23 protein-coding genes and 1 pseudogene are annotated in these 23,889 nt (G+C 73.5%); 16 read left to right on the top strand and 8 right to left on the bottom strand.

The annotated features are described in order from the left end of the window. Window positions 1-6: 6 nt before the first annotated feature. The 3 genes from EJA20_RS19705 to EJA20_RS04950 are packed head-to-tail and all read left to right on the top strand — an operon-like array spanning window position 7 to window position 5,106. On the top strand, window positions 7-3,294 hold the full coding sequence (locus EJA20_RS19705) for an OmpA family protein (RefSeq protein WP_129337059.1): 3,288 nt from the start codon (window positions 7-9) through the stop codon (window positions 3,292-3,294). Further along, on the top strand, window positions 3,291-4,241 hold the full coding sequence (locus tag EJA20_RS04955; RefSeq protein ID WP_129337058.1) for a hypothetical protein: 951 nt from the start codon (window positions 3,291-3,293) through the stop codon (window positions 4,239-4,241). Before EJA20_RS19705 ends, EJA20_RS04955 begins: the two co-directional genes overlap by 4 nt. Window positions 4,242-4,248: 7 nt before the next feature. Beyond that, on the top strand, window positions 4,249-5,106 hold the full coding sequence (locus EJA20_RS04950) for a hypothetical protein (protein ID WP_129337057.1): 858 nt from the start codon (window positions 4,249-4,251) through the stop codon (window positions 5,104-5,106). An 80-nt stretch (window positions 5,107-5,186) separates the two neighbouring features. Here EJA20_RS04950 and EJA20_RS04945 read toward each other — a convergent pair whose 3' ends face one another. Then, window positions 5,187-6,188, bottom strand: a complete 1,002-nt coding sequence (locus EJA20_RS04945; RefSeq protein WP_129337056.1) for an alpha/beta hydrolase family protein — start codon at window positions 6,186-6,188, stop codon at window positions 5,187-5,189. Between the two features lie 233 nt (window positions 6,189-6,421). Beyond that, the gene (locus EJA20_RS04940; RefSeq protein ID WP_129337055.1) at window positions 6,422-7,006 is read right to left on the bottom strand and encodes a TetR/AcrR family transcriptional regulator; all 585 of its coding nucleotides are present in this window, start codon (window positions 7,004-7,006) and stop codon (window positions 6,422-6,424) included. 242 nt (window positions 7,007-7,248) lie between these two features. On the opposite strand from EJA20_RS04940, the gene EJA20_RS04935 reads away from it, so the two are divergent. Then, window positions 7,249-8,463 carry a low temperature requirement protein A gene (locus EJA20_RS04935; protein WP_164983829.1) on the top strand — a complete coding sequence of 405 codons (1,215 nt, stop codon included), beginning with the start codon at window positions 7,249-7,251 and terminating at the stop codon, window positions 8,461-8,463. 232 nt (window positions 8,464-8,695) lie between these two features. Here the strand turns inward: EJA20_RS04935 and EJA20_RS04930 are convergent, their stop codons facing one another. Next, entirely contained in the window at window positions 8,696-9,151 is a 456-nt protein-coding gene (locus EJA20_RS04930; RefSeq protein WP_129337053.1) for a MarR family winged helix-turn-helix transcriptional regulator, read from the bottom strand. Between the two features lie 91 nt (window positions 9,152-9,242). Between EJA20_RS04930 and EJA20_RS04925 the strand changes: the two genes are divergently transcribed. The 3 genes from EJA20_RS04925 to EJA20_RS04915 all read left to right on the top strand — a co-directional run bounded on the left by EJA20_RS04925 (window position 9,243) and on the right by EJA20_RS04915 (window position 12,057). Beyond that, a complete protein-coding gene (locus EJA20_RS04925) occupies window positions 9,243-10,157 on the top strand; it encodes an alpha/beta fold hydrolase (RefSeq protein ID WP_129337052.1) in 915 nt (304 codons plus the stop codon). 209 nt (window positions 10,158-10,366) lie between these two features. Beyond that, a complete protein-coding gene (locus tag EJA20_RS04920) occupies window positions 10,367-11,056 on the top strand; it encodes a MerR family transcriptional regulator (protein WP_129337051.1) in 690 nt (229 codons plus the stop codon). 86 nt (window positions 11,057-11,142) lie between these two features. Then, window positions 11,143-12,057, top strand: coding sequence for a hypothetical protein (locus EJA20_RS04915; RefSeq protein ID WP_205687368.1), 915 nt, complete (start codon window positions 11,143-11,145; stop codon window positions 12,055-12,057). 383 nt (window positions 12,058-12,440) lie between these two features. On the opposite strand, the gene EJA20_RS04910 is transcribed toward EJA20_RS04915, so the two are convergent. Further along, window positions 12,441-12,662, bottom strand: coding sequence for a hypothetical protein (locus EJA20_RS04910; RefSeq protein ID WP_129337050.1), 222 nt, complete (start codon window positions 12,660-12,662; stop codon window positions 12,441-12,443). A gap of 416 nt (window positions 12,663-13,078) precedes the next feature. Between EJA20_RS04910 and EJA20_RS18600 the strand changes: the two genes are divergently transcribed. Both EJA20_RS18600 and EJA20_RS04900 read left to right on the top strand, forming a co-directional pair. After that, window positions 13,079-13,270, top strand: a complete 192-nt coding sequence (locus EJA20_RS18600; RefSeq protein WP_164983828.1) for a site-specific integrase — start codon at window positions 13,079-13,081, stop codon at window positions 13,268-13,270. Between the two features lie 609 nt (window positions 13,271-13,879). Beyond that, window positions 13,880-14,974, top strand: a complete 1,095-nt coding sequence (locus EJA20_RS04900; RefSeq protein ID WP_205687367.1) for a tyrosine-type recombinase/integrase — start codon at window positions 13,880-13,882, stop codon at window positions 14,972-14,974. 92 nt (window positions 14,975-15,066) lie between these two features. On the opposite strand, the pseudogene EJA20_RS04895 reads toward EJA20_RS04900, so the two are convergent. After that, a pseudogene (locus tag EJA20_RS04895) lies at window positions 15,067-15,279 on the bottom strand (DUF202 domain-containing protein); the annotation flags it as partial. 285 nt (window positions 15,280-15,564) lie between these two features. Here EJA20_RS04895 and EJA20_RS04890 point away from each other — a divergent pair. From EJA20_RS04890 to EJA20_RS04865, 6 genes are all read left to right on the top strand, one after another. Further along, window positions 15,565-15,879 (top strand): rhodanese-like domain-containing protein, encoded by a 315-nt coding sequence (locus EJA20_RS04890; protein ID WP_129337048.1) that lies wholly within the window; start codon window positions 15,565-15,567, stop codon window positions 15,877-15,879. 64 nt (window positions 15,880-15,943) lie between these two features. After that, the gene (locus tag EJA20_RS04885; protein ID WP_338068799.1) at window positions 15,944-17,320 is read left to right on the top strand and encodes an MBL fold metallo-hydrolase; all 1,377 of its coding nucleotides are present in this window, start codon (window positions 15,944-15,946) and stop codon (window positions 17,318-17,320) included. Between the two features lie 79 nt (window positions 17,321-17,399). After that, window positions 17,400-18,053 carry a rhodanese-like domain-containing protein gene (locus EJA20_RS04880; RefSeq protein ID WP_240675054.1) on the top strand — a complete coding sequence of 218 codons (654 nt, stop codon included), beginning with the start codon at window positions 17,400-17,402 and terminating at the stop codon, window positions 18,051-18,053. Window positions 18,054-18,066: 13 nt separating this feature from the next. Continuing rightward, window positions 18,067-18,930 carry a sulfite exporter TauE/SafE family protein gene (locus EJA20_RS04875; RefSeq protein WP_129337047.1) on the top strand — a complete coding sequence of 288 codons (864 nt, stop codon included), beginning with the start codon at window positions 18,067-18,069 and terminating at the stop codon, window positions 18,928-18,930. Between the two features lie 134 nt (window positions 18,931-19,064). After that, entirely contained in the window at window positions 19,065-20,156 is a 1,092-nt protein-coding gene (locus tag EJA20_RS04870; protein WP_129337046.1) for a HoxN/HupN/NixA family nickel/cobalt transporter, read from the top strand. Next, window positions 20,153-21,445, top strand: a complete 1,293-nt coding sequence (locus EJA20_RS04865; protein ID WP_240675052.1) for an MFS transporter — start codon at window positions 20,153-20,155, stop codon at window positions 21,443-21,445. Before EJA20_RS04870 ends, EJA20_RS04865 begins: the two co-directional genes overlap by 4 nt. A 494-nt stretch (window positions 21,446-21,939) precedes the next feature. On the opposite strand, the gene EJA20_RS04860 is transcribed toward EJA20_RS04865, so the two are convergent. The 3 genes from EJA20_RS04860 to trxA form a co-directional block, all read right to left on the bottom strand. Further along, window positions 21,940-22,203 (bottom strand): metal-sensitive transcriptional regulator, encoded by a 264-nt coding sequence (locus tag EJA20_RS04860; protein WP_129337045.1) that lies wholly within the window; start codon window positions 22,201-22,203, stop codon window positions 21,940-21,942. Continuing rightward, the gene (locus EJA20_RS04855) at window positions 22,187-22,663 is read right to left on the bottom strand and encodes a DUF302 domain-containing protein (protein WP_240675051.1); all 477 of its coding nucleotides are present in this window, start codon (window positions 22,661-22,663) and stop codon (window positions 22,187-22,189) included. Before EJA20_RS04855 ends, EJA20_RS04860 begins: the two co-directional genes overlap by 17 nt. A gap of 74 nt (window positions 22,664-22,737) precedes the next feature. Continuing rightward, a complete protein-coding gene (gene trxA / locus EJA20_RS04850; RefSeq protein WP_129337043.1) occupies window positions 22,738-23,112 on the bottom strand; it encodes a thioredoxin in 375 nt (124 codons plus the stop codon). A 419-nt stretch (window positions 23,113-23,531) separates the two neighbouring features. On the opposite strand from trxA, the gene EJA20_RS04845 reads away from it, so the two are divergent. Then, window positions 23,532-23,756: a hypothetical protein gene (locus tag EJA20_RS04845; protein WP_129337042.1), complete on the top strand. Its 225-nt coding sequence runs from the start codon at window positions 23,532-23,534 to the stop codon at window positions 23,754-23,756. The last annotated feature ends 133 nt before the right edge of the window (window positions 23,757-23,889 follow it).

Genomic DNA, 23,889 nt, shown 5'->3' with positions numbered 1-23,889 from the left:
TCCGACATGCTGAGTCTCGAGAGGCCGCTGGTCGTCGACGGCATCACCGTCTACCGCGACCACGCCGACAAGAGCCGCTTCTGGTACCTGCCCGGGCGGGTGGCGCTGGCGCACCGCACGGACGGCGCGCCCGCGCTCTCGCTCCTGACCTACCGGCCGGCGGAGGCCGGCGGCGTGCAGCGGGGCGGCGGCTTCATGATGTTCGAGGCCACGCTCGAGCTGCCGGCCTCGACGCTGCGCAGGATCGAGTCGCGCGTCAGCTCCGAGCCGGGGGCGGAGCTGCCCGTCACCGTCGCCCCGCCGCCGTTCGAGCACGGTGCCGTGCAGTGCATCGCGCTCGACCTGCAGGGCTCGGGCGGGACGTCGTCGACGCCGGCGCAGGAGGGGGCGTTCCGGGCCACGGAGCGGATCCTCGGGGCCACCGTGCCGACGATGGACGCGGCGAACCGCGCGGCGTTCAACCTCGTCCTCAGCCAGGAGGGCGCGATCATCATGGAGCAGGCGCTGCGGGAGGGGCTGACCCCGGTCGGGGTCGTGTACTCCCTGCAGTTCCTGGCGATGCGCCCCGCGCTGGACGTGACCATCACCGCGCGGCTCGAGCAGGTCTACACCGCCCTCACCGTCGGACTCGAGGGCCAGTACATGTACGTCAAGGTCGGGCTGGAGGCCGCCCTGGAGTGGCTGAAGGCCACGGGTGCCATCACCATCACCGTCCACAACTTCACCGACGAGCAGGACGAGAAGGACCAGGAGGCCTGGGCCCTCAAGCTCTTCACCGACCACCTGCTCGACGACTGGTTCACGCCCACCCTGGCGCCGGGCACGCTCGCCGGCTCCGGGGGGGCGACGCCGACACCGGGGGGGCCTGCGCCGGCACCGGGCGGGCCCGCCCCGACACCGGGTGGACCTGCGCCGGCTCCTGCGCCGGGGCCGGGTGGGCCTGCGCCGGCTCCTGCGCCGGCACCGGGCGGGCCCGCCCCGACACCGGGTGGGCCTGCGCCGGCTCCTGCGCCGGGCCCGGGTGGGTCTGCGCCGGCTCCTGCGCCGGGCCCGGGTGGGCCTGCGCCGGCTCCTGCGCCGGGCCCGGGTGGGTCTGCGCCCGCTCCTCCGCCGGGGCCGGGCGGACCCGCGCCGAGCCCCGCTGCCGCACCTCCGCCCGGCGTCCGCGGCACGGTCCCGGCCGCGGCCCCGACGGGTGGCGTCACCGTGCCGATCCCGCCCGCGGCACCCGCCGCGGCCGTGCTCCAGCAGCTGTCCACCTCGCCGACCCCCCTGCCGGCCGGGCAGTCCGTGACCCACACGCCCGCGACGCAGGGCACGACGGAGACCCTCCGCATCACCGGTGCGGGTGCACGGGTCCGGCTCGCCGGCCAGGACGTGCCCGTCGCCGCGGACGGCTGCGTGACCCGCGCCGTCCCCCCGGGGGAGTCGGTCGCGGTGGACGTCACCTGGCCCGCGCCCGGGGGCGGCGAGGTCTTCTGCCTGTTCTTCGACATGGACAAGCCCGCGGAGAACGGCTGGTCGACCCAGCCCCCCAGCGCGCAGTTCCGTGCCTACGTCGAGAACACCACGGCAGATCCGCGCTTCCGGTCCGCCACCGGGCTCCAGCAGGTGCAGGGTGACGGCGCCTGGACCGGCCCCGAGATCGGTGCCGAGCGCCTCGCCCGCTGGATCGCCGGGCTGCCGGCGCCGAAGCGGGTCGAGGTGCGCGGCTACGCGAGCCACGAGCACGCGGCACCCCAGCCCGACCCCGTCCGCGCCGCGTACAACCTGCGGCTGTCCCGGCGCCGGCTGGACGTCGCCGTCGCGCTCGTGCGTCGTGCCGGGGGAGACCCGGTGGTGGTGGAGGCGCTCGGCGACACCGCGGCCGCCGCCCGTCCCGGCAGCCACGGGCCGTTCGGCGGGGACCCGGACAACCGCGTGGCCCAGGTGAGGCTGCCCGGTGGCGGGGGGACCGGGTCCTCCTGGAGCGGGGTGCTCCAGCGCGCGGCCGATCCGGGTCCGGCACCGGGTCCCGGTCCCGGACCTGGTCCGGCCCCCGGTCCTGGTCCGGCCCCCGGTCCTGGTCCGGCCCCGGGTCCTGGTCCCGCACCCGGTCCTGGCCCGGCCCCGGGTCCTGGTCCGGCCCCGGGTCCGGCACCCGGTCCGGCACCGGGTCCGGCACCCGGTCCGGCACCGGGTCCCGCACCCGCACCCGGCCCCGGTCCGGGAGGAGCCAGGCCCGGCGAGCTCCCCACGCTCGCCGCGCTGAAGCTGCGGTTCGTCCGGAAGGAGGAGCGCCGCGAGCTGACCCTGCACTACAAGCGGAGCGAGGCCGTCCGTCAGACGCTGGCGCCCCAGGGCTTCGTCGGCCTCCTCGCGCGGGACCTCTCCGCCGCCGAGAGGGTCGTGACCCTCATCGACCTCAACCACAGGTTCTTCCGCGAGCTGCAGGTCACCGCCCGGATGCCGGGCGACGTCACGGGGCTCGGACTGACCGAGGCCCACCTGTCGATCGACTACGGACCGGCCGGGGACGTCCGCCACGGCGACCTCGTCTTCACCCCCCAGCGGACGGAGCCGCAGACGTTCACGACGTTCCTCGACGACGCGTTGACCATGAGCTACGACGCGCGCCTCGACCTCACCTTCGACGCCACCGCCGGCTGGGACGGTGACGCGTTGCGGTACTCCGTCCCGCTGCCGGGCTCCACCGACCGCGACGTCGTCCTCAACCCGCACGAGCACCTGGACCTGCGCACGTACACGATCGAGCGGGGGAACGTCGACTGGGACGTGGTCGACTCCATCGACGTCCAGCTCGGCGCCCACGGGTACGGGGACCGCGAGCTGCGGCACCTGGTGACGCTGCGGAAGGACACGCCGCCGGAGGTCTGGCGGCTCCGCGGCGCCCTCCCGGCGCCGGCAGGACGCGGGGTGTCGGTGAGCTACCGCCAGACCTTGACCGACGGCACGGTGGAGCGGACCGACCCGGTCCCGGTGGAGCTCTCGCTCCTCCGGGTCGACGACCTCTTCGGCGACGCCCTGGACCTCGTGCTCGTGCCGTCGTTCCCGTCGGCCGGGGTCGACCTCGTGATCGTCGACCTGGAGTACCACAGCGAGCAGCCGGTGCGGTACGACCGGGTGCTGCGCCACGAGATGCCCGGTGCCGCGACGGAGCCCCTGCGCCTGCACATCGCCCTGCGGGACCCGGCGCAGCGGGAGTTCAGCGTGCGGTTCACCTTCACCGGCCCCGGCCTGTTCGACCAGCGGGCGTTCGTGAGGACGACCGAGACGGTGATCCCGATCCGGTGAGCGTGACGCCCGTGCTCGAGCCGCTGGCGCCCCTGGCACGTGCCCTGGGGCGGATCCGCTCCACCGGGGCGGCCGGGGCGGCCGAGGACGCCGAGACGGCTCTGGGCGCCCTGGTCGAGGTGCTGCGGCCCGTCATGGGCTCGAGCTGGCCCGAGGTCGCGTGGACGTCGGGCCGCCTGACGGCGACCGGGTACCCCGTCGAGCTCGCGTGGGCCTCCCGTGACGCCGCGATCCGGTGGACGTGCGAGGTGGCCGGGCCCGAGACCCCCGAGGCCGACCGCCTCGCCCTCGCCGCCCGGGCCGCGGGCGTCGACGTGGCGCCGTGGGAGGAGGTGCAGCGGGGGCGGCACCTTCGGTACGGGGCCTGGCTCGGGGAGCGTCGGTCCGGTGGCGTCCGACGGTCCAAGGTCTACCTCGAGCTGCCCGCCGGCCGGCTCGCCCCCGGCCCCTGGCTCGGGGCGAGCGGCGACCTGGCCCACGACGTCGGGGACGTCACCTGGCGCATGACGGGCGTGAACGACGACGGGTCCGTCGAGCTCTACGCCCGCGTCGCCGACCTCTCGTGGGACGGGCTCGGCGCCGCGGCGCGTCTGGTCGGTGACGGGGGGGCCCTGCAGGACCTCGTGGGGAGGCTCGTCCACGGTCCTGGCCGCCCGCGGCTCGGCCTGAGCGGCCCCTCCGGCCTCAGCCTCGTGCTCTCGCCGTCCGGCGCCCCTGCCGCGCTCACCTGGTTCACGATCGCCAAGTGGGTGTGGCCGGACGACGCCGCGGTGAGCGCGGCGGTGCTGCGGTCCCTCGGCTCGGTCGACGCCCCCGCGGCGTCCTGCGACCTCTACCGGGCGCTGTCGACCGGGCCGGACGACGGCCGCTGGCGGCACGGCATGGTGGGCGTCGGGGTCGACCTGGCCGGCGGCCGCTGGCTCCAGGCCGGGCTCCGCCCGACCTGACGGGCCCATGACGTCGGCGGGCGGGGCGCGGCGGACGGGTGCGGCCGGTGCGGGGCGCGCAGGTGCCGTCGTCGGCCCCGGTCCCCGCCGTGGTGGTGTCGCCAGCGTCGTGCGGTGGGCGGACGGGCGCTGCCGGGCGGACGAGAACGGCTTCGTCACGGCCCTCGCGGTGCGGGAGCAGCGCCTCGCCGGCCGCACCGTGCCGGGGGGGTGGCTCGACGTGCTGGAGGGCTGCCGCCGTCCCGAGGGCTCCTACGGCTTCTGGCCCCGTGCCGCGGTGCCGGCCTGGGCCCCGGACCTCCCCGCCGACAGCGACGACACCGCCGTCATGCTCCTGGAGCTCGCCCTGGCCGGGCGCGTGGCACGCGACGAGGCCCGTCGGGTGGCCTGCCGCACCGTGGGTGCGCACCGGCTGCGCTGCCCGCCCGACCCGGGTCCCCCGTGGGTGCGCCGGGGCGTCTTCGCCACCTGGCACCGCACGGGAGGGGCCGACATGGTGGACCTCACCGCCGTCACGAACGTCCTGGCGCTGCTGTTCTCCTGCGGGCTGCAGCGCATCCCGGGGGTCGAGGAGTCCCTGGCCGCGCTCGCGGCGGGCCTGGCGTGGGCGGGGGCCTCGCCGGCACGCTGGCACAGCCTGTCGCCGTTCTACCCGGAGCCGGACGAGCTGGCGCGGGCCCTGCAGCACGCCTCCGGCTGCGGGGTGCCGGGCCTCGTGGACGCCACGCGCCGCGCCCGCGAGGTGTGCCCCCGGCAGGACCCGGACGTCGTGTGCTCGATGGCGTACGGCCCGCCCACGTGGCACAGCCCCGCGCTGGCCGCGATCCGGGCGCTGGGCCGTCCGGCACGCTCGTCGAGCGCGTGAGCCGGAGCCCGGTCCTCCGGCAGTCCTCCGGGCACCGGGCACCGACGAGGGAGGTCCACGGGTCCACGGTCGGGCTACCGTCAGGGCTGGGTGAGGCCAGGCCGGTGCGCGTGCTCCTTCGTGCCGACCTCGGCCAGGGGCTGCTCGGCGTCGGCGAGGGCGTCGACGGCGGTCTGCCAGGCGGGGTCGTCGGTGAACAGCTGGCTGCGGAGGTAGGCCCACACGAGGGCCCGGAGGGTGGCGACCCTCTCGGGGTTCTCGTCCGACGTCTCCTTCGCGTCCCAGCCGGAGACGCCCCCGTAGATGTGCTCTGCTCCGCGGAAGGTCAGGAGCGTCTTGTTGGACCCCGGGCTGAGGGTGTACGCGTCGGACCGGTAGCTGAGCCGCTCCGAGAAGTACGGGTTGAGGTCCTCGTCGCCGGCGATGACGAGGGCCGTGCCGGTCATGGTGCTGAAGTCGAGGTGCTGCAGGACGGGGTAGTTCTCGCGTGCCCACTCCGCGAGGTCGTGGCCCGAGCCGGGAGCACCGATCACGACGCCGGCCGTGATCCGGGGGTCCGAGAGGTCCGGCGCGCGGTGGTCGGCGGGGTCCAGGACCTGCATGCCGAGCAGGGACGCGACGGTCATGCCGCCGAGGGAGTGGCCGACGGCGGCGACCCGTCCGGCGTCGAGCCCGCGGGCGGCGAGGCCGGGGACCCCGTTCTGGATGTCCTCGAGGTGGTCGAGGACGTGGTGCATGTCGGTCGCCCGGTCGCGCCAGAAGAGGGGCGCGTCCGGGAGGTCGGTGTCCCGCAGGCCGAGCTCGTTCGCGTCGAGGTGCGTGGGCTGGATGACGGCGAAGCCGTGGGCGGCCCAGAACTCGGCCACCGGTGCATAGCCCTTCATGGAGGCCAGGTGGTTGGACGCACCGTGACCGTGGGACAGCAGGATGACCGGGAGGTCGGTGCCCGACGCCGGCACGGAGACCTTGACCTCGAGGGGGCTGGGGCGGCCCGGGGCGTCGACCGTGAGGGGGTGGTAGGTGAGGACCGGCTGCGGCTCGTCGACCGGGATGTCGCCGGCGTCGGTGTACGGCTTGCTCATGGGGAGTCCGTCGATTCTGCGCTGAGGCACCGTGGCGCGGTGGCGGAGGCTGGGGCGAGAGCAGTACGGCTTCGGCTAGTAGCCGTAACCGCAGGCTACGAGGTGTAGCCAGAACGCGTCAAGCCTTCGCCCGGAGGCGGCGCGCGGGGTCCTGCCTGCCCGCGCGGCGTCGTCGACGAGACCTCTGCGCACGCAGGTGACGGGCGAGCGCCCGCGGCACCGGTGCACGCGGGCTAAGGGCTGCTCGGGACGTCGGACAGCTCGCGCAGGCCGCGGTCGATGAAGGTGATCGACCATCGCAGGCCCAGGTCGATCTCGTCCTCGGTGTGCATGTCTCCCGCCGGCTCCACCAGGGAGAACCCGTCCAGGAAGGCGCGGAGCAGGAGGAGGGCGTGCCTCGTGTCCTCCTCGTCGATCCCGTACCCCCTCAGGATCGCGGAGTGGGACTCGACGACGCGGAGCCAGGCGAGATGGAGGGGATCCTGCGGATCGGCCGCCGTGACGTACAGGGTGGCCGCGAAGCGACCCGGGAAGTCCCGCGCGTACCGGCGAGTGGTGGAGGCGGCGGCCTCGAGCGCCTGACGCCCCGACCTCCCTTGCAACGCGTCGCGCAGGGCGTCGCCGATCTCGGTGACCGCCAGCACCGCGATACGGCGACCCAGGTCCGCCTGCCCCGTGACGTGCTTGTAGAGGGACGGCGCCCGCACCCCGAGCCTGTCCGCGACCAGCCCCATCGTGAGGCCGGCGTAGCCGACCTCGTCGACGACCTCGGCTGCCGCGCGCGTGATGGTGCCTGCGTCGAGGCCCGCTCTAGGCATGGCGAGCCCGCGTCCCGCACCCGCCTGTGGCAGGGTGCACGTCCTTCGAGAGCCTCATGTGTCGGAACCAGTTGTGGGAGTCGACGGACGGGCCGCACCCGAGGTCGGGTACTCCGATTAGCCCGAAGGTAACATTCTTAGCCAGGAGGTGCGACCGGCCTGGTGGTACCGGCCCGCCTTCGGACGCAGCCCCCGCCACCTCCCTTTCTGCGGCGTGCCGTCTCGCCCTAGGGTCGGCGGCCATGAGCCAGCAGCTTCTCCTCGGGCACCGCCGCATGCGCCTGGCGGCGCCGCTCGCGGGCCGGGACCCGGACCAGCGCGACCGCGGCGCGACGCCCCTCGAGCTGTTCTTCGACCTGGTCTTCGTGGTCGCCGTCGCCCTCGCCGCCGAGGGCCTGCACCACAGCATCGCCGAGGCGCACGCGACCGAGGGGCTCGTCCGCTTCGCGATGATCTTCTGCGCCATCTACTGGGCGTGGGTCAACTTCACGTGGCTCTCCTCGGCGTACGACACCGACGACGTCCTCTTCCGCGCCCTGACGTTCCTCACCATGACCGGCGCGCTCGTCTTCGCCGCCGGCGTGCCGCGCGTGATGGTCGACGGCGACTTCTCGGTGGTCGTCGCGGGCTACACGCTCATGCGCGTCGCGCAGATCCTGACCTGGCTGCGCGTGGCGCGAGGCGACGCCGTCCGGCGGGCGACGGCCCTGCGCTACGCCGGCGGCCTGGCCGCCGTGCAGACCGCCTGGGTGCTCACGCTGCTCGCGCTTCCGACGCAGGCGTGGCTCGTCGCGTGCGTGCCGCTGGCCGCCGTCGAGGTGCTCCTGCCGCTGTGGGCCGAGCGCACCACGGCGATCCCCTGGCACGCCGACCACATCGCCGAGCGCTACGGGCTCTTCATGATCATCGTCCTGGGAGAGTCCGTGCTCGCCACGGCGCGCGCGGTCCAGACGGCGATCGACGAGGGCGCTGCGGGCGCGCTCGCCCCCGTGTTCGTCGGCGGCCTGCTGGTCCTCTTCTCGATCTGGTGGGTCTACTTCGAGAGGCCCGGCGACCACCTGGGCTCCTCGCGGTGGTGGCCGTACGCCTGGTCCTACCTCCACCTGGTCATGTTCGCCTCCGTCGCCGCCGTGGGCGCCGGGCTGGCGCTCGTCATCGAGGAGTCCGCCCACCACGGCGAGGTCAGCGCCACCACCGCCGCGGCCGCCGTCACCGCCCCCTACGGCCTGTTCCTGCTCGGCCTGTGGGGCATGTACGTACGGCGCGACCAGCGCGCGGCGCGGCGGTTCGCGGTGCCCGTGGTGGTCGCCGTGGTCGGGGTGCTCACGCTCGCGACACGGGCCGGGATGACGGCCGGGACCGTCGTGCTGGCCGTCGGGATCACGGCAGCGGCGCTCGTCGTCGTCGAGGCCTGGGTGCGGCTGCGCGGCGGCGACGACGACGGGGTCCCGGTCTAGCGGGGGCCACGGGCGTCGACGAGGCATCGCAGCGACGAGGACCGTGCCCCGCGCGGGATGCGGACGGGTGCGCGCGGGGGCGACCTCCCACGAGGGACGCGCTGCCGACCTGCGACGGTTGCTGGCGGAGGGCAGCTGCGCGCGTCCGTCCAGCCGCCGTCATGCGTCGCCCCGTGCACCGCGGGTCGGTGCCGCCGCCGGTCTCGCCCGCGAGCACGGCCGTCGCGGACCGCTAGCCCGGGTCCGACGACCCGCCCGCCCGGTTCTTGCCGGCCAGGCGGTGGAGTGCGCGCACGACCGAGGCGGCGTGGTCGGCTCCGACGTCGGCCTGCCAGCGTCGGTAGATGGTCTGGAAGGCCGCGGCGCCGACGGCGGTCGCGTCGATCCCCTGCCGGGTGACCGTCAGCCTCTTGCGGCGACCGTCGGCTGAGTCGGCTCGGCGCTCGACGTACCCCAGCGCCTCGAGGTGAGTGATGGTCTTGGCGGCGGCCTGGCGGGAGACCCCGACCGCGCGGGCCAGCGCGGCGGCGTTGTCCACGCCGTCGCCGATCGCCTGGACGGCCATCTCGTTGGCCACCGTGAGCCCCGGGTGCCCCGCCGCCTCGAGCTCGGTCCGCACCTCGTCGACCATCGCATCGAAGGCGCCGAGCAGCAGGCGGGCGAACTGTGCGCCGTCCAGAGGTTCCACGGCTCGACGCTACTGCCCTCCGGAGGGTTGACAACCCGGTTGCCTTCCTCAAAGGTTGGCAACCAGGTTGTCAATCTATCGGAGGCATCCCATGCGCACCACCGTCGCACCGGCCGGGGCCACGGTCCCCGGCCTCGAGCACCACACCGCGGACGTCAACGGCACCACGCTGCACTACGTGTCGTCCGGGACGAGCGGCTCGCCGATCCTGCTCGTGCACGGGTTCCCCGAGTCCTGGTGGGCGTTCCACCGCCTCATCCCGCTGCTCGCCGCACAGCACCGCGTGTTCGCCGTGGACCTCCGCGGGTTCGGTGACTCCGCCGCCGCCGACGACGCCTTCACCAGCGCCGTGGCCGCGGACGACCTGCACGCCCTGGTCGCGGGGCTCGGGGCCGGGCCGGTGCACGTCGCCGGGCAGGACATCGCCGGCGGCACCCTGTACCGCCTCGCCGCCGAGCACCCGGAGGACGTGCGCAGCATCATCGCCACCGAGATGGGGCTGGCCGGGTTCGGGCTGGAGGGCTTCGCCGACATCACCCGTGGCGGCTCCTGGCACATCGGGGTGCTCGCCGCACCGGGGATCGCCACCATGCTGCTGAGCGGTCGGGAGCGCGAGCTGCTGGGCAGCTGGGCGTTCCCGGCGATGACTGCTGTGCCGGGATCGGTGACCGACGCCGACGTCGAGGAGTTCGCCCGGACCTACGCCCGGGACGGCGGGTGGAACGGCGCCGTCGGTCTCTACCGGTCGATGCTGGCGGAGGGGGAGGAGTTCCTCGACCGGGCATCGACCCCGCTCGCGGTCCCTGCGCTGGCGATCGGCGGCTCCGGCGGGACCTTCACCTTCGACACCCTTGCCCAGGTCGTCCAGGGACCTGTCCGATCGGTCGTGCTCGACGGCGTCGGCCACCACGTGGCCCTCGAGGCCCCCGAGCGCATGGCCGGCGCGATCACCTCCTTCCTGGACGGCCAGGAGCAGGCATCGAGCTCGATCACGTCGGTGCCGTAGGGGTGGGGCGCCGGGGGCGAGGGCCGGCCGTGCCTCCCGGCGCCGTTGAGGTGCAGCGTCCGCGTCCACGACGACGACCGGCCCTCGTCCGAGGAGCAGCACGGGCACGACGGCGGCCGGAGGCGTCGGAGCCGAGCGCCACCGGAGCAGGGGGCCCGAGAAGAGCGACGAGTATTGACAGAGCCACTATCGATAGCGACGCTGTCGGTATGCGGATCTCTGAGCTGTCGAGCAGGACCGGCGTCAGTGCGCCGCTCATCAAGTTCTACGTGAGGGAGGGGCTGCTGCCGGCTGCGGAGCGGACCGGGCACAACCGCACCGAGTACGACGAGCAGCACGTCGCCCGTCTGGTGCTGATCCGCTCGCTCGTCGACGTCGGGGGGCTCTCGCTCGCGGCCGCCCGGCGCGTGCTCGACGCGATCGACGACGCGGACCTGCCCCTCGCCGAGGTCCTCGGCGTCGCGCAGGGCGCGCTGCCGCGCCCGGCGGCACCGGCGACGCCCGAGTCCCTCGACCGCGTGCGCGCGGTGACGACCGGCCGGGGCTGGCACGTCCACGACGACAACCCCGGGCTGGAGGCGGCGGCGGCCGTCCTGGACGGCTGGGCCCGCGTGGGCCGGGGAGACCTGGCCGCCGGCCTCGAGCGTTACGCCCAGGCCGCCGCCGTGGTCGCCGAGGCCGACCTCGACGCCGTCGAGGCGATCGTGCAGTCGGACGGCGACCGGTCCCGGGCGGCGGAGACCGTGGTGGTCGGGACGGTGCTCGGCGACACCCTCATGGCGGGCCTGCGACGGATGGCCCAGGAGGACGCGTCCGTGCGCCGGTACGGCGGAGGGCCGCCGGACGACCACGTCCCGGCGCCCTCCACCCGGTCGGCAGCAGCGGGGGCGGCCCGATGAGCGCGCAGGGTGCTGGGACGGCCTTCACCGCCCGTGTCCCCGTCGGGAGGGACCTGCGACCGGCGGGGTGGCACCGACCCTCGCTGGTGCTCGCCGGGGGGATGGCCCTGCTCGGGGTCGTCACCGCGGTGCTCACGGTCGCCGACCCGCGCGAGATCACCGGGCTGGCCGCATGGGCGAAGCCGACGAAGTTCGCCCTGTCGATCGCCCTCTACGCCCTGACGCTCGCCTGGCTGGTCGGCCAGGTGCCTCTCGGCTCCCGGACCCGGCGCTGGACGGACCGGGCGGCGACGGTCGCCGTGGTCGGTCTCGTCGTCGAGATGCTCGTCATCGTCGGAGCGGCGGCCGCGGGGACGACGAGCCACTTCAACGTCTCCACACCGTTGTCCACCGCGCTGTGGTCGACCATGGGGGCCTCCATCGCGGTGGTGTGGATGATGACGGCCGTCGTCGGGGTGGCCCTGCTGCGGGCGCCGAGCACGGACCGCGCGCGCCGGACCGCGCTGCTGGCCGCGGTGGTGCTGGGGCTCGTGGGGATGGCGGTCGCCGTGCTGATGACGATGCCGACCCTGCAGCAGCAGGCGGACGTCGCGGGGATCGTGGGCGCACACGCGGTCGGTGTCCCGGACGGCGGGCCGGGCCTGCCGTTCCTCGGCTGGAGCACCGTGGCAGGTGACCTGCGCGTCCCGCACTTCGTCGGGATGCACGGGCTCCAGGCCGTGCCGCTCGGGCTCCTGGCGCTCGAGCTGTCGATGGACCGGGTGCCCGCCCTGCGCGACGTCCGGGTGCGGACCCGCCTCGTCCTGGTCGGGGCGCTCACGTGGGGCGCCCTGACGGGGGTCCTGACCTGGCAGGCGCTGTCCGGCCAGAGCGTGGTGAGGCCCGCCGGCGCGGTGGGGGCCGCGGCGGTCGTCGTGCTCGTCGTGGCGGCGACCGCGACCGCAGGGGTGATCCTGCAGGGGTCGCGCCGCAGGGCAGGACCTGGCGTGAGCGAGCACTGACGCCGGGCCGGACGCCGCGAGGTCGACGGTGCCGGGGTGCCGCGGTCGGCTCGACCGAGGCTCCTCGGACGCGGTGGAGCTGGCACGTTGAGAACCAGGACACGATCCGGGCCGGGGCCGGCGCGCGCGGGGACGAGCACGGCCGGTTCGTCCAGCTCTCCGACGACGAGGGCCTCGACGCCCTGCTGACCGGAGTCCGTCTGCGCCTGGACGCCGCGGCGACGGGCGCGCCGAGCGGCACCGGGTGGCCGGTCCGGTCCGCCCGCTGGTGCCCCGTCAGGCTGGCAGCGTCCAGCGCGGCGCGTCGTCGAACAGCGATGGGATTTGTGCGACGCGGTAGATCTTCTCGGCGGGTGGCCCGTCGTCCGGCAGGGGCCTGGTCGTCACGACCGTCGCGACGTCCGCGTGCAGCGCACCACCGCTGGGGGTGGAGCCGTGCCCTCGAACGCCAGCAGCGTCGCCGGCGCGTCGTGGCCGGCGTCGGCTGCCGGCACGGCCGTCGGTTGCGTCGAGGCCAGGCTGAAGCCTGTCGGGACGGCGTCTTCCAGCTGCTGGACGAGCGCGGCGGATGAGTCGTCGTCGCCGCCCGCGGTCGCGCCGTCCACGGGATCGGCCTGGCCGTCGGGAACCGCCGCCCGTGCTGTGGCGATGCCAGGCGTCCGCCTCAGCGGCCTGAGAACCACTCACCCCGGGTGTCAACCGAACCTGCAGCAGTTCCCTGCTCGCGCTCCGCTGGTCAGACGTCGACCTGAACGCCACCCCCGCCACCATCACGATCCGAGGCACGCTCGTGCAGGTCACAGGAAAGGGTCTGGTCCGAGAGGATCGAACCAAGACGCAAGCCGGGATTCGCACCCTCGCCCTGCCGACCTTCGCCGTGAACATCTTGCTCCGTCGCCAGGTGCAGGAGCCCGCGAACGAGGTCGACGCCGTCTTCGCCACCCGGAACGGCACCTGGGTGTCGGCGCACAACGTGCGCCGACAGTGGAGGGCAGTCAGGGCGGATGCCGGCCTAGAGTGAGTGACGCCGCACCACTTCCGCAAGACGGTCGCGACGATGATCGAGCGGGAGGTGGGCGCCGCCGCTGCCGCTGCCCAGCTCGGCCACAGCTCACCTGCTGTGACCCGCACTCACTACATCCAGCGCAACACCGTGGCACCGGACCACGCCGCGCTGCTGGAGAGCAAGGTTCCGCGACCACAACTCGACTGAGCAGTGCATCAGAGGCCCGCACCGGCAACCCCGGCTGCGGGCCTCGGTCGTCGCGAACCGCCCGTGAGCCGTCTCGGACCAGTCGACGTTTACGTCCGGTGGCGAGTTGGTTGCACCGCGCGTGGTCGACGAATACTCACCGCTCAAGGGCGCCCGTGGAGGAGCGCTGGAGGCAGCGCGTACCGGGGCGCCTTACTGGTCGACGTTTACTGAGCGATGGCCGAGAGCGCGCGGCTCGGCTTCGTCGGGCAGGAGGACAGAGGACTACCCGCGGAGCCGGACCATCGTGGCGACGAAAACGTCGACTAAACGTCGACTCGAGGGCGGAGTGAGTCGGCTCGCTGACATCGCTGGGAGCGAAAGCGCTGATCAGCTCAGTGCGGAAGTGCCCCGAGTGGGATTCGAAGCGGTTGCCGGCAGCGGAAGGGTGTGTCGCCGGGGGGAACGGAAGCCGGCGGAAAGCGACTCTGACCTGTGCCTCTGCGGTGCCTAGGTGTCGTCGAGCGGAACCGTGGTGAGCGGCGCCCTGAGCGTCGTTGCGAGTGGACTGCGATACGCCCGGGGCGCCCACACTACGGTGTGGCGACTCGCAGAGCGGCCTTCGGGCAGGTGATCGAACTCCGGTCCGGCCGGTTCCAGGCGCGGTACTCGGCGCCTGGCGCGGTACCGCGCGCGTACGTCTACGGCCCCCTGACGTTCGAGCGTAAGCGGGACGCACAGGACTGGTTGACGCGGCAGCGGATGCGGCTGGTGGACGGCGTGGTGCGGCCTCAGGCGCTGGCGCAGCAGATCACGCTTGAGGCCTACGCACGGCAGTGGTTGGAGGACCGCCGCTCGAAGTTCGGCGAGCCGTTGCGGCCCACCACGCGTCGGACCTACGAGTACTACCTGGACAACCATGTCTCCGACTCCATAGGGCGGATCGTCCTGCCCGATCTCACCCGCGACATGGTCAACGCCTGGTATCGCACGCTCGCGGTGGGGCGCCCGACGCTGCGAGCGCGGACCTATGCGTTCGTCCGCACGGTGCTGAACTCGGCTGTCGACGACGACATCATTGCCGTGAACCCCTGCCGGATCCGCGGCGCTGGAGCGACGCGGCCCGCGACGCGTAAGCAGCTCATCAGCCCCGAGCAGGTGTACGCACTGGCGGCCGCGATGCCTGCTCGGCTGGCGGTGGCGATCCATCTCGGCGCATGGGGACAACTGCGCAGCGGCGAGGTGCTCGAACTGCGCCGCGGCGACTATCTCGGCCCCATGGGTGCGGTGTCGATCACCCGCGGCGTCACGTTCGTCCGAGGCGTCGCCGTCATCGGCCCGCCAAAGACGGACGCGGGCGTGCGCGCCATAGCCCTGCCCCTCCGCACCCAGGCCCTGCTCGAGGAGCACCTCAAGTTCTGGGTGGGCGGGGACCACGACGCACTGCTCTTTCCGCGGGCGCCCGGCGCCACCGAGCACCTGGGTCACACAGCCTTCGACTACTACGTCAAGGCGGCGGTGCGGCGCGCTGGGCTGCCCAGTACCTTCCGCTTCCACTGGCTGCGGCACACTGGACTCACCTTGGCGGCACAGGCCGGCGCGACGGTGGCAGAACTGCAGGCGCGTGCCGGACACGCCACCCCGGGCGCCGCACTCCTGTACCAGCACGCGACGACGGAGCGAGACCGGGCGCTCGCCGCATCTCTCGACCGGCTGCAACCATGACAGCCCGCTGCTCGCATTTTTTGGCACACCAAGACTAGGCAACCAGGCAAATGGGACTCCACGGTGATCCCGGCGGCGACCGCGCGAGCCATGGCGCGAGATCGGCGCGACGCCCAGGCCGCGGCGAGCAGTGCCGCCGTCGTCCCACCGGCGGCGAGCACGAGGCCCGCGCCGCCGAGCACGGGCGGCAGCACCCGCAGGGCTAATAGGCCGACCGCGACGAGCGACAGCGCGGTGCGCTGCCATGCCAGCCGATTCCGCTCGGCGGCGAGTCCGGGGTCGCGGCGCCCAGGCGACTCGTCCATGGTCATTCGCCTGGACCGAGGCCCGCGAGCACGAGCGCGGCCATCACGGCCACGCCCAGCGCCAGCGTGAGCCGCGAGCCCGTCAACGGCGACCCCTGTGCGCGTCGCACGCTCGGCGCGCCCCCAGTCCCACCACGCCATCAGCGGCACCACGAGCCCGAGCGCGAGCAGCTCCAGGGACGCGGCGCAGCGAGGCCGGGGAATGTTCGGCGCCGAGGTGTGTTGTAGCCTCTACATCAGATACCCCCGGGGGTATATGCCGAGATCTCAGTCTTGGAGGTTCCCATGGACATCGCCGCTGTCACGACGCAGGGCGACCTGCAGCTGTTGGACGTGCGTGAGGACGAGGAGTGGGCTGCCGGGCACGCCCCCGGTGCGCTGCACATCCCCCTGACCCAGCTAGGCGCTCGTATGGGCGAGCTGGACCCGCGCCAGGCGCTGGCCGTGGTCTGCCGCAGCGGGAACCGCAGCAGCCGCGCCGTCGCGGCTCTGACGGCTGCAGGTCTGACTGCGCACAACGTCGAGGGCGGCATGAGCGCCTGGGCCGCCGCGGGCCGCCCGGTCACCACGGACGACGGCCGGCCCGGCCGGGTCCTCTGAGCCCTCCGCGTCCGCTCGTCCTGCCCGCCCCGAGCACCATCCACCACCCCTTGTGAGGACCACCGTGATCGAGATCCACACCATCGAGACGACCAGCCTCGGCGACCGCAGCTACCTGGCGCACGACGGCACCACGGCGGTCGTCGTGGACCCCCAGCGCGACATCGACCGCGTCCTGGACCTGACCTCGCGCCTGGGCGTGCAGGTCACGCACGTGGTCGAGACCCACGTGCACAACGACTACGTCACCGGCGGGCTCGAGCTCGCCCGGCGCGCCGGCGCGGACTACCTGGTCCCGGCCGACAGCGGCGTGGAGTACGACCACGTCTCGGCCGGCGACGGTGCGGTGTTCGAGGCCGGGGACATGCGCATCCGCGTCCTGCACACCCCCGGGCACACCCACCACCACGTCTCCTACGTGCTCCAGACGGTGACCGGTGAGGTCCGTGCGGTGTTCACCGGCGGCTCGATGCTCTATGGCTCCACCGGCCGCACCGACCTGGTCAGCCCGGACGACACCGAGGAGCTCACGCACGCGCAATTCCACTCCGTGCGCCGCCTGGCACGCGAGCTGCCGGCCGACGCCGAGGTGTTCCCGACCCACGGGTTCGGCAGCTTCTGCTCGGCCACCCCCACCAGCGGCACCGCGTCCACCGTGGGTGAGCAGCAGCAGGTCAACCCCGCCCTCACCCAGGACGAGCAGGTCTACGTCGAGACCCTCCTGGCCGGGCTGGGCGCCTACCCGGCGTACTACGCCCACATGGGCCCGATGAACCGCCAGGGCCCGGGCGCGGTGGACCTCACCCTGCCCGAGCTCGTCGACCCCGCCGAGCTGCGCCGGCGGATCGAGGACGGCGAGTGGGTGGTGGACCTGCGCGAGCGCACCGCGTTCGCCGCCGGGCACCTGACCGGCTCCTACGGCTTCGAGCTGTCGAACAACTTCATCACCTACCTGGGATGGCTGTACAAGTACGGCACCCCGCTGACCCTGATCGGGGACAGCGAGGAGCAGGTCGCCGACGCCCGCCGCGAGCTGGTCCGCATCGGCATCGACGACCTGGCCGGCATGGCCGTCGGCGACATCGAGACCCTCGCCGACGGCGCCCCGTTGCGCTCCTACCGGGTCAGCGACTTTGCCGGCCTGAAGGCGGCCCTGGCGGCCGGGCCGGTGCAAGTCCTCGACGCCCGCCGCGACGACGAGTGGGCCGGCGGCCACGTCCACGGCGCCACGCACATCCCCCTGCACCAGCTGGCCGACCGGCTCGAGGAGGTCCCCCAGGGAGAGGTCTGGGTCTACTGCGGCTCGGGCTACCGCGCCTCGATCGCCGCGTCCGTCCTGGACCGCCCCGGCCGCGACGTCGTCCTGGTCAACGACTCCTACGGCAGCGCGCAGGAGGCCGGCCTGCAGGACGAGGAGCCCACCGAGGGCGCCGGCGCCTGAGCCGGCGCGACGCCCTAACCCCAAGTCGGCCGGTGGCGGCGGCCCCCTTTCGCCGCCACCGGCCTCCTTCGGCGCGCCCGTGCGCGCCGCCCCCACGTTCACGACAGATAGCAGAGGAATCATGACGACCGCCACGAGCACCACCACGTCCACTGCACCGGAGACCGTCGACGCCACCACGGTGATCGACTGGGCCCGCCGCCCCGACGACGTGACGATCATCGACGTGCGCACCCCGGCCGAGTTCGAGACCGTGCACATCCCGGGCTCCTACAACGTCCCGGTCACCCTGCTCGGTGAGCACGCCGACCAGTTCGCGGCCCGCCTGGACCGCAAGGTCGTCCTGGTCTGCCAGTCCGGCGCCCGGGCGTCCCAGGCCCGCCAGCGCCTGGCCGGCGTCGGCGCGCAGAATCTGCACATCCTCGAGGGCGGTGTGCCCGCGTACGCGGCCGCCGGCGGCGAGGTCATCCGCGGCCGCTCCCGGTGGGCCATGGACCGCCAGGTCCGCCTCACCGCGGGCTCCCTGGTCCTGGCGAGCATCTTGGCGAGCCTGAAGGTGCCCGCTGCCCGCTTCGCCGCCGGCGGCATCGGGGCCGGGCTGACGTTCGCCGCCCTGACCGACTCGTGCGCGATGAGCAAGGTCCTGGGCCTGCTGCCCTACAACAAGGGCCCGGCCGACCGGACGGTCCACGAGGTGCTCGGCGAGCTGCCCGCGCAGCGGTTCGCCGCGTAGTGGGGGTCGGCTCATGACCGTCCTGGCGATCGCCCTGGCCGTCCTGGTCGGCCTCGCCCTGGGCATGCTCGGCGGCGGCGGCTCCATCCTGACCGTCCCGCTCCTGGTCTACGTCGCCGGGCTGGACGCGAAGGCCGCCATCGCCACGTCCCTGCTGGTCGTGGGCGTCACCAGCGCCGTCGGCGCGGTGTCCCACGCCCGCGCCGGACGGGTCCAATGGCGCACCGGCCTGGTCTTCGGCGCTGCGGGGATCGTCGGCGCCTACGCCGGCGGGCGACTGGCTCACTACATCCCCGGCCAGGTCCTGCTGCTCGCGTTCGCCGCGATGATGATCGCCACCTCCGTGGCGATGCTGCGGGGTCGACGCGAGGTCGACGCGGCGAAGGTCCACGACCAGCTCCCAGTCGCCCGGGTGCTGCTCGACGGTGTCGTGGTCGGCCTGGTCACGGGCTTGATCGGCGCCGGTGGCGGGTTCCTCGTCGTCCCGGCGCTGGCCCTGCTCGGCGGGCTGTCCATGCCGGTGGCGGTGGGCACGTCCCTGGTCGTCATCGCGATCAAGTCCCTCGGCGGCCTGGCCGGCTACCTGGCCACCGTGTCCATCGACTGGGGCCTGGCCCTGGCGGTGACCGCGGCCGCCGTGGCCGGGGCGCTGCTCGGCGGGCGTCTGGCCGGGCGCATCGCCCCGGACCACCTGCGCCAGGCGTTCGGCTGGTTCGTCCTGGTCATGGGGACGGTCATCGTCGGCCAGGAGCTGCCGCGCGAGTGGCTGGGCGCCGCAGCAGCGGTGCTCGTCGTCGCCGTCCTGGGCGTGGGCGGGATCGCCCTGACCCGGCGGCGCCGGTCGTCGGCCGCCGCCGGGCATCAGCCCTCGGAGTAACCGCTGAAGCCCCGGGGCGGACGCTGCGGTTCGTCCGCGGGTCCGCCCCGGGGTTCGGGCGGCACCGTCCCGGTCGTCGCGGACACCCCTCACTCACGCTCTCTCATCATCCACTTCTCGTCCCTGGAGCCCGCATGTCGCACCTCACCTCCGCGGCGCCCGTCACCGGCCGGCCCGGACGGGTGTGGACCCGCACCGACACCCGCAGCCTCGCGCGCCTGCTCGCCGTCGTGGCCGCCCTGCACGTCGTGGGATGGGGTGCGCTGCTCCTGCTCGCCGCACCCGGGAGCAGCGTGGCCGGCGGTGTGCTGGGACTGGGGCTCGGCGTCACCGCGTACGCCTTCGGGGTCCGCCACGCCTTCGACGTCGACCACATCGCCGTCATCGACGGTGCCACCCGCAAGCTCACGGCCGACGGCAGACGGCCGCTGTCGGTGGGGTTCTGGTTCTCCCTGGGCCACTCCACCGTCGTCTTCGTCCTGGCGCTGCTGCTGGCCACCGGGGCCCGCTTCGCGACGTCCCTGGTGCAGGACGGCTCCGGACTGCACGACGCGCTGTCCACCTTCGGCACCGGCGCTGCCGGCGCGTTCCTGTGGGTCGTGGGACTGGTCAACCTGGTGGCCTTCGCCGGCGTGCTGCGCGCGCGGCGTCGCCTGGTCGCCGGGACGCTTCCCGACCACGACCTCGAGCACGCCCTGCACCACGGGCCCGCGGGCCTGGCGCGCGTGCTCGGCGGGTTGACCCGATCCATCAAGCACCCGGCCCAGGCGTACCCCGTCGGCCTGCTCATGGGTCTGGGCCTGGACACCGCCACCGAGATCGCCCTGCTGGTCCTGGCGGGCACCGCCGCCGTCACCCTGCCCTGGTACGCCGTCCTGGTCCTGCCGGTCCTCTTCGCAGCCGGCATGAGCCTGTTCGACACCCTCGACGGCGCGGTCATGAACGTCGCCTACGACTGGGCGTTCGCCCGGCCCCTGCGCAAGCTGACCTACAACGCGGTCGTCACCGGCGTGTCCGTGGTCGTCGCCCTCGGCGTCGGCACCGTGCAGCTGACCTCGGTGCTGGGCGACACCCTCGGCCTGACGGGCACCCTCACCGGGTGGACCGCCCACGTGCCGCTCGCCGACAGCGGCATGTACCTGGTCGCGGTGCTGCTCGGGGCGTGGGCCGTGGCCGCGTGGTGGCACGCACGCCGCCCGGCCGGCAACCCGGCGGCGGCCTCGTGACCACTGCGCGCCCCGTCCTGGGCCTGCGGGCCAACATCGCCCAGTTCACCCTGCTGGTCGTCGTCAACGCCCTCGTGGGCGGGATGCTCGGGCAGGAGCGCACGGTCCTGCCGCTGCTGGCCGAACGCGAGTTCGGCCTGGCCAGCCACACCGCAGCCCTGACCTCGATCGTCGCATTCGGGGCCGCCAAGGCGCTGACGAACCTCGCGGCCGGGAGCCTGTCCGACCGGCATGGGCGCAAGCCGGTACTCGTCGCCGGCTGGCTCCTGGCGGTCCCCGTCCCCCTCCTGATCATCGGCGCGCCGAGCTGGGGGTGGGTCGTCGCGGCCAACGTCCTGCTCGGCGTCAGCCAGGGGCTGACCTGGTCCACCACGGTCATCATGAAGATCGACCTCGCCGGACCCGCCCGGCGCGGCACCGCCATGGGGCTGAACGAGGCCGCCGGATACCTGGCCGTCGCAGTGACCGCCCTGGTCACCGGACACCTCGCACAGGCCCAGGGCCTGCGGCCAGCGCCGTTCCTGCTCGGGCTGGCGTTCGCCGCCGTCGGACTGGGGCTCTCGACGGCGGTCGTCCGCGAGACCCGCGGCCACGCCCTGCTCGAGGCCGAGGAGCAGCACGCCGAGCACGGGGCTGCCGGGACCGCTCCGCCCGGGATCCCGACCGATCGGGAGGTGTTCGCGCGGACCAGCCTGCGGGACCCGACGTTGTCCGCCGCCAGCCAGGCAGGGCTCGTCAACAACCTCAACGACGGGCTCGCCTGGGGCCTGTTCCCGGTCCTGTTCACCACCGCCGGCCTGACCGCGGGCCGGATCGGAGTGCTCGTCGCGCTCTACCCCGCGGTATGGGGCCTGGGACAGCTGGTCGCCGGGACGCTGTCCGACCGCTGGGGCCGCAAGCCCTTCATCGTCGCCGGCATGCTCACCCAGGCCGCGGCCCTCGGCCTGGTCGCGCTCGGCGACACCTTCGCCGCCTGGGCGGTGGCAGCGGTGCTCCTCGGGGCGGGCACCGCGATGGTGTACCCCACCCTCCTGGCCACCGTCGGCGACGTCGCACACCCGTCCTGGCGGGCACGGGCCGTCGGGGTCTACCGACTGTGGCGCGACACCGGGTTCGCCGTCGGCGCCCTGCTCGCCGGCCTCGTAGCAGACGCCCTAGGTGTGCACGCCGCGGTCTGGACGGTCGCCGCCCTAACGGCCGCATCCGGAGCGATCGTCGCGGAGCGGATGGCCGAGCCGCACCCGGCCGGCCCTCGCTCCACGAGCAGCCGTCCGTTGGTGCGGCGGTGAACAGGACCTCAGGGTCGTCGGCCCGCGCGGCCTCCGCCCGCTGAGCGGTCCAGGATCACTACGACCGCCGACTTGGTCGCTGGATGGGCAGCATCGACGTCCGACCGGTCCCTCGGTCGCGGTCCACCAGATTGAATGTCGGCCGTGTCACCGAACGGTCGTCAGCCTCCGCCAGTGTGCCAACGCGGTGCTGACGTGAGTCGATGGAGCAAGCGTCTTGCTTGAGTGTGCCGCTCCCCGGTATGTCCGCGACCTCACCGGCACCGACCGCGGCCCGGCAGCCGTGCCGGTGTTCCCGGCGATCGGTTACCCGATCGCTCGTCAACGTCCATGGAGAAGCCGGGCCTACTTGGGCCTGTCTCAGCTCACCAAGTCCCCCTCAGTGGGTCCGCTGGCACGGCGCAACATCGGGGCTGGTCTGCTCGTGACGCACGAACGCCCAGCCTCTGCAGTGGGGTGCCGAGACCGGGCATTGGTGGTGGACGGGCAGCGGCTCAGGCCAGGGACAGGAACAGCTTCTGCATCTTCTCCACGTCGAGGGTGTCCTTGCCCTCCGACGCCGTCAGGCACTGCTTGAGCCCAGAGGAGATGATCACGAAGCCTGCTCGATCCAGCGCCTTCGAGGCCGCGGCGAGCTGCGTGACGATCTCCTCGCAGTCATGGCCCTCCTCCAGCATCCGGACCACAGCCGTAAGCTGCCCCTGGGCGCGCTTGATCCGATTGATCACCGGGCCCATCTCGTCACGGTCGAGCTCCATGACCTCCGCCTTCCTCTGCTTCTTGACGAGCCGACGATACCCCCGTGGGTACCTCGGTGCCGGGAGTCGTCCCGGCGGCCGCTGCGTGCAGGGACACCAGCACTGATCGCAGCCGACCTGCGGCGGCGCCAGCTACCACCTGCAGCGCGGTGTCGTCGTTCCCCTCCAGCCCGGTCAGCGGGTCGAGGGCCTCCACCACCGTCCGGCCCTGACCTGCCGCGCGAACCACCACGCTGCACGGCAGCAGCGCCCCGGTGGCCTCCTCGGCCCGCTGGCCGCGGCCAGCCGGTGCAGAGCTGCACGCGCACAGGATCACCAGCGAGGCCACGTCCACTCGGAGCTTCTTCTTCAGGCCGCCGGCCAGGTCGTTCTCCGTCAGGATGTCGAAGCCCTGAAGACCGAGCGCGGTGCGCACGGACGCAAGAGCCGCCTCGAATGGCTGGTCAACGGTGGTGCGCATGCCATCAGTCACGGCGTTGATTCCCGAGCGCTGTGCTTCGTGGTCGGTGTCAGAGCCTGAGGCGCGGTGGGCGGTCAGCGGTCGACCTGGCCAGCTCGGACGGCGAGCTGCGCCCGCACGTCGTCCATGTCCAGCTCGCGCACCGCGCCAATGAGCTGCTCCAGGCCCTTGGCTCGGAGGGCGCCAGGCTGCGCGAACACGAGCACGCCCTCGCGGAAGGCCATCAACGTGGGGATGGAGGTGATTCCCGCCTGTGCCGAGAGCGCCTGCTCGGCTTCGGTGTCGACCTTGCCGAACACGATGTCGGGGTACTGCTCCGCCACCGCCTGATAAATGGGCGCGAAGCGTCGGCACGGCCCGCACCAGGCGGCCCAGAAGTCGACCAGGACGATGTCGTGGTTCCGGATGGTGTCGGCGAAGGCGGACTCGGTGAGGTCGACGGTGGACACGTGACTCCTACTCGGCAGGAACGGTGCTGGCTGGCGTACCGGTCGACTCCACGTCAGGACGCCGGGCGGACCGGAGTGGTACCCCGGGGGGTATAAGCCGGCAAGTCGTGGGCTTGTTCCGGACACTCGTGCCGCCGGTCGGTGCCGGTCGGGTGCGGCAGGACGGCCACCGACTGGCCCGCCGACGCGCAGCTGGCCATCGACGCGCTCATCGGTGAGATCGCCGCGCAAATCAACGCCTGTGGTCGGTCGTCGCCGCCACGGCCACCGACGACGAGACGATCCAGGCCATCACCGCCGTCCCTGTCGGCTCCGGCGCCGCCCAGCAGGTCCGCATCCGCCTGGGCCTCGACAACGTCCCCGTCGGCTGATCCACCGCGCTACGGTCGACCGGTGAAGTACGGACGTGACGACCTCGAGTGGGATCGTCTCGTCGCGGCCGGACCATTACCTTCCTCGAGCGGGCCGCCGCAGGCCTGGACACCACGTACACAGACCTGAACCACGAACTGGTCGAGCGGACAGGGGAGCGCGGCTTCCTGTTCGACAACCCGACCGACCGCGCCGCCATCGGCCACCTGCTCGAGCCGATGGTGCGCGAGAATTACCCCACTCGCGGGGCGCTACTGTCCGTGCTGGTGTAACAGAAGGCGATGCCGAACGCCGGCGCCGGCTTCTAAGCCCTCGGGCGCGAGCTCGGGCTGCTGCACGCCAGCGCCGACAAGACCGTCTTTTGCGTCCGCCAGATGCAGGTCGTCCACGCTAGCGCCGGCGCCC

Source organism: Cellulomonas endophytica (assembly GCF_004123805.1).
Taxonomy (GTDB): domain Bacteria; phylum Actinomycetota; class Actinomycetes; order Actinomycetales; family Cellulomonadaceae; genus Cellulomonas; species Cellulomonas endophytica.
This window is presented reverse-complemented; position numbering and strand designations above follow the sequence as displayed.

Coding starts and splice junctions, on each gene's coding strand:
- EJA20_RS19705 (WP_129337059.1), top strand. CDS start 7: ATGCTGAGTCTCGAGAGGCCGCTGGTCGTCGACGGCATCACCGTCTAC.
- EJA20_RS04950 (WP_129337057.1), top strand. CDS start 4,249: ATGACGTCGGCGGGCGGGGCGCGGCGGACGGGTGCGGCCGGTGCGGGG.
- EJA20_RS04945 (WP_129337056.1), bottom strand. CDS start 6,188: ATGAGCAAGCCGTACACCGACGCCGGCGACATCCCGGTCGACGAGCCG.
- EJA20_RS04940 (WP_129337055.1), bottom strand. CDS start 7,006: ATGCCTAGAGCGGGCCTCGACGCAGGCACCATCACGCGCGCGGCAGCC.
- EJA20_RS04935 (WP_164983829.1), top strand. CDS start 7,249: ATGAGCCAGCAGCTTCTCCTCGGGCACCGCCGCATGCGCCTGGCGGCG.
- EJA20_RS04925 (WP_129337052.1), top strand. CDS start 9,243: ATGCGCACCACCGTCGCACCGGCCGGGGCCACGGTCCCCGGCCTCGAG.
- EJA20_RS04920 (WP_129337051.1), top strand. CDS start 10,367: ATGCGGATCTCTGAGCTGTCGAGCAGGACCGGCGTCAGTGCGCCGCTC.
- EJA20_RS04890 (WP_129337048.1), top strand. CDS start 15,565: ATGGACATCGCCGCTGTCACGACGCAGGGCGACCTGCAGCTGTTGGAC.
- EJA20_RS04875 (WP_129337047.1), top strand. CDS start 18,067: ATGACCGTCCTGGCGATCGCCCTGGCCGTCCTGGTCGGCCTCGCCCTG.
- EJA20_RS04870 (WP_129337046.1), top strand. CDS start 19,065: ATGTCGCACCTCACCTCCGCGGCGCCCGTCACCGGCCGGCCCGGACGG.
- EJA20_RS04860 (WP_129337045.1), bottom strand. CDS start 22,203: ATGGAGCTCGACCGTGACGAGATGGGCCCGGTGATCAATCGGATCAAG.
- EJA20_RS04855 (WP_240675051.1), bottom strand. CDS start 22,663: ATGCGCACCACCGTTGACCAGCCATTCGAGGCGGCTCTTGCGTCCGTG.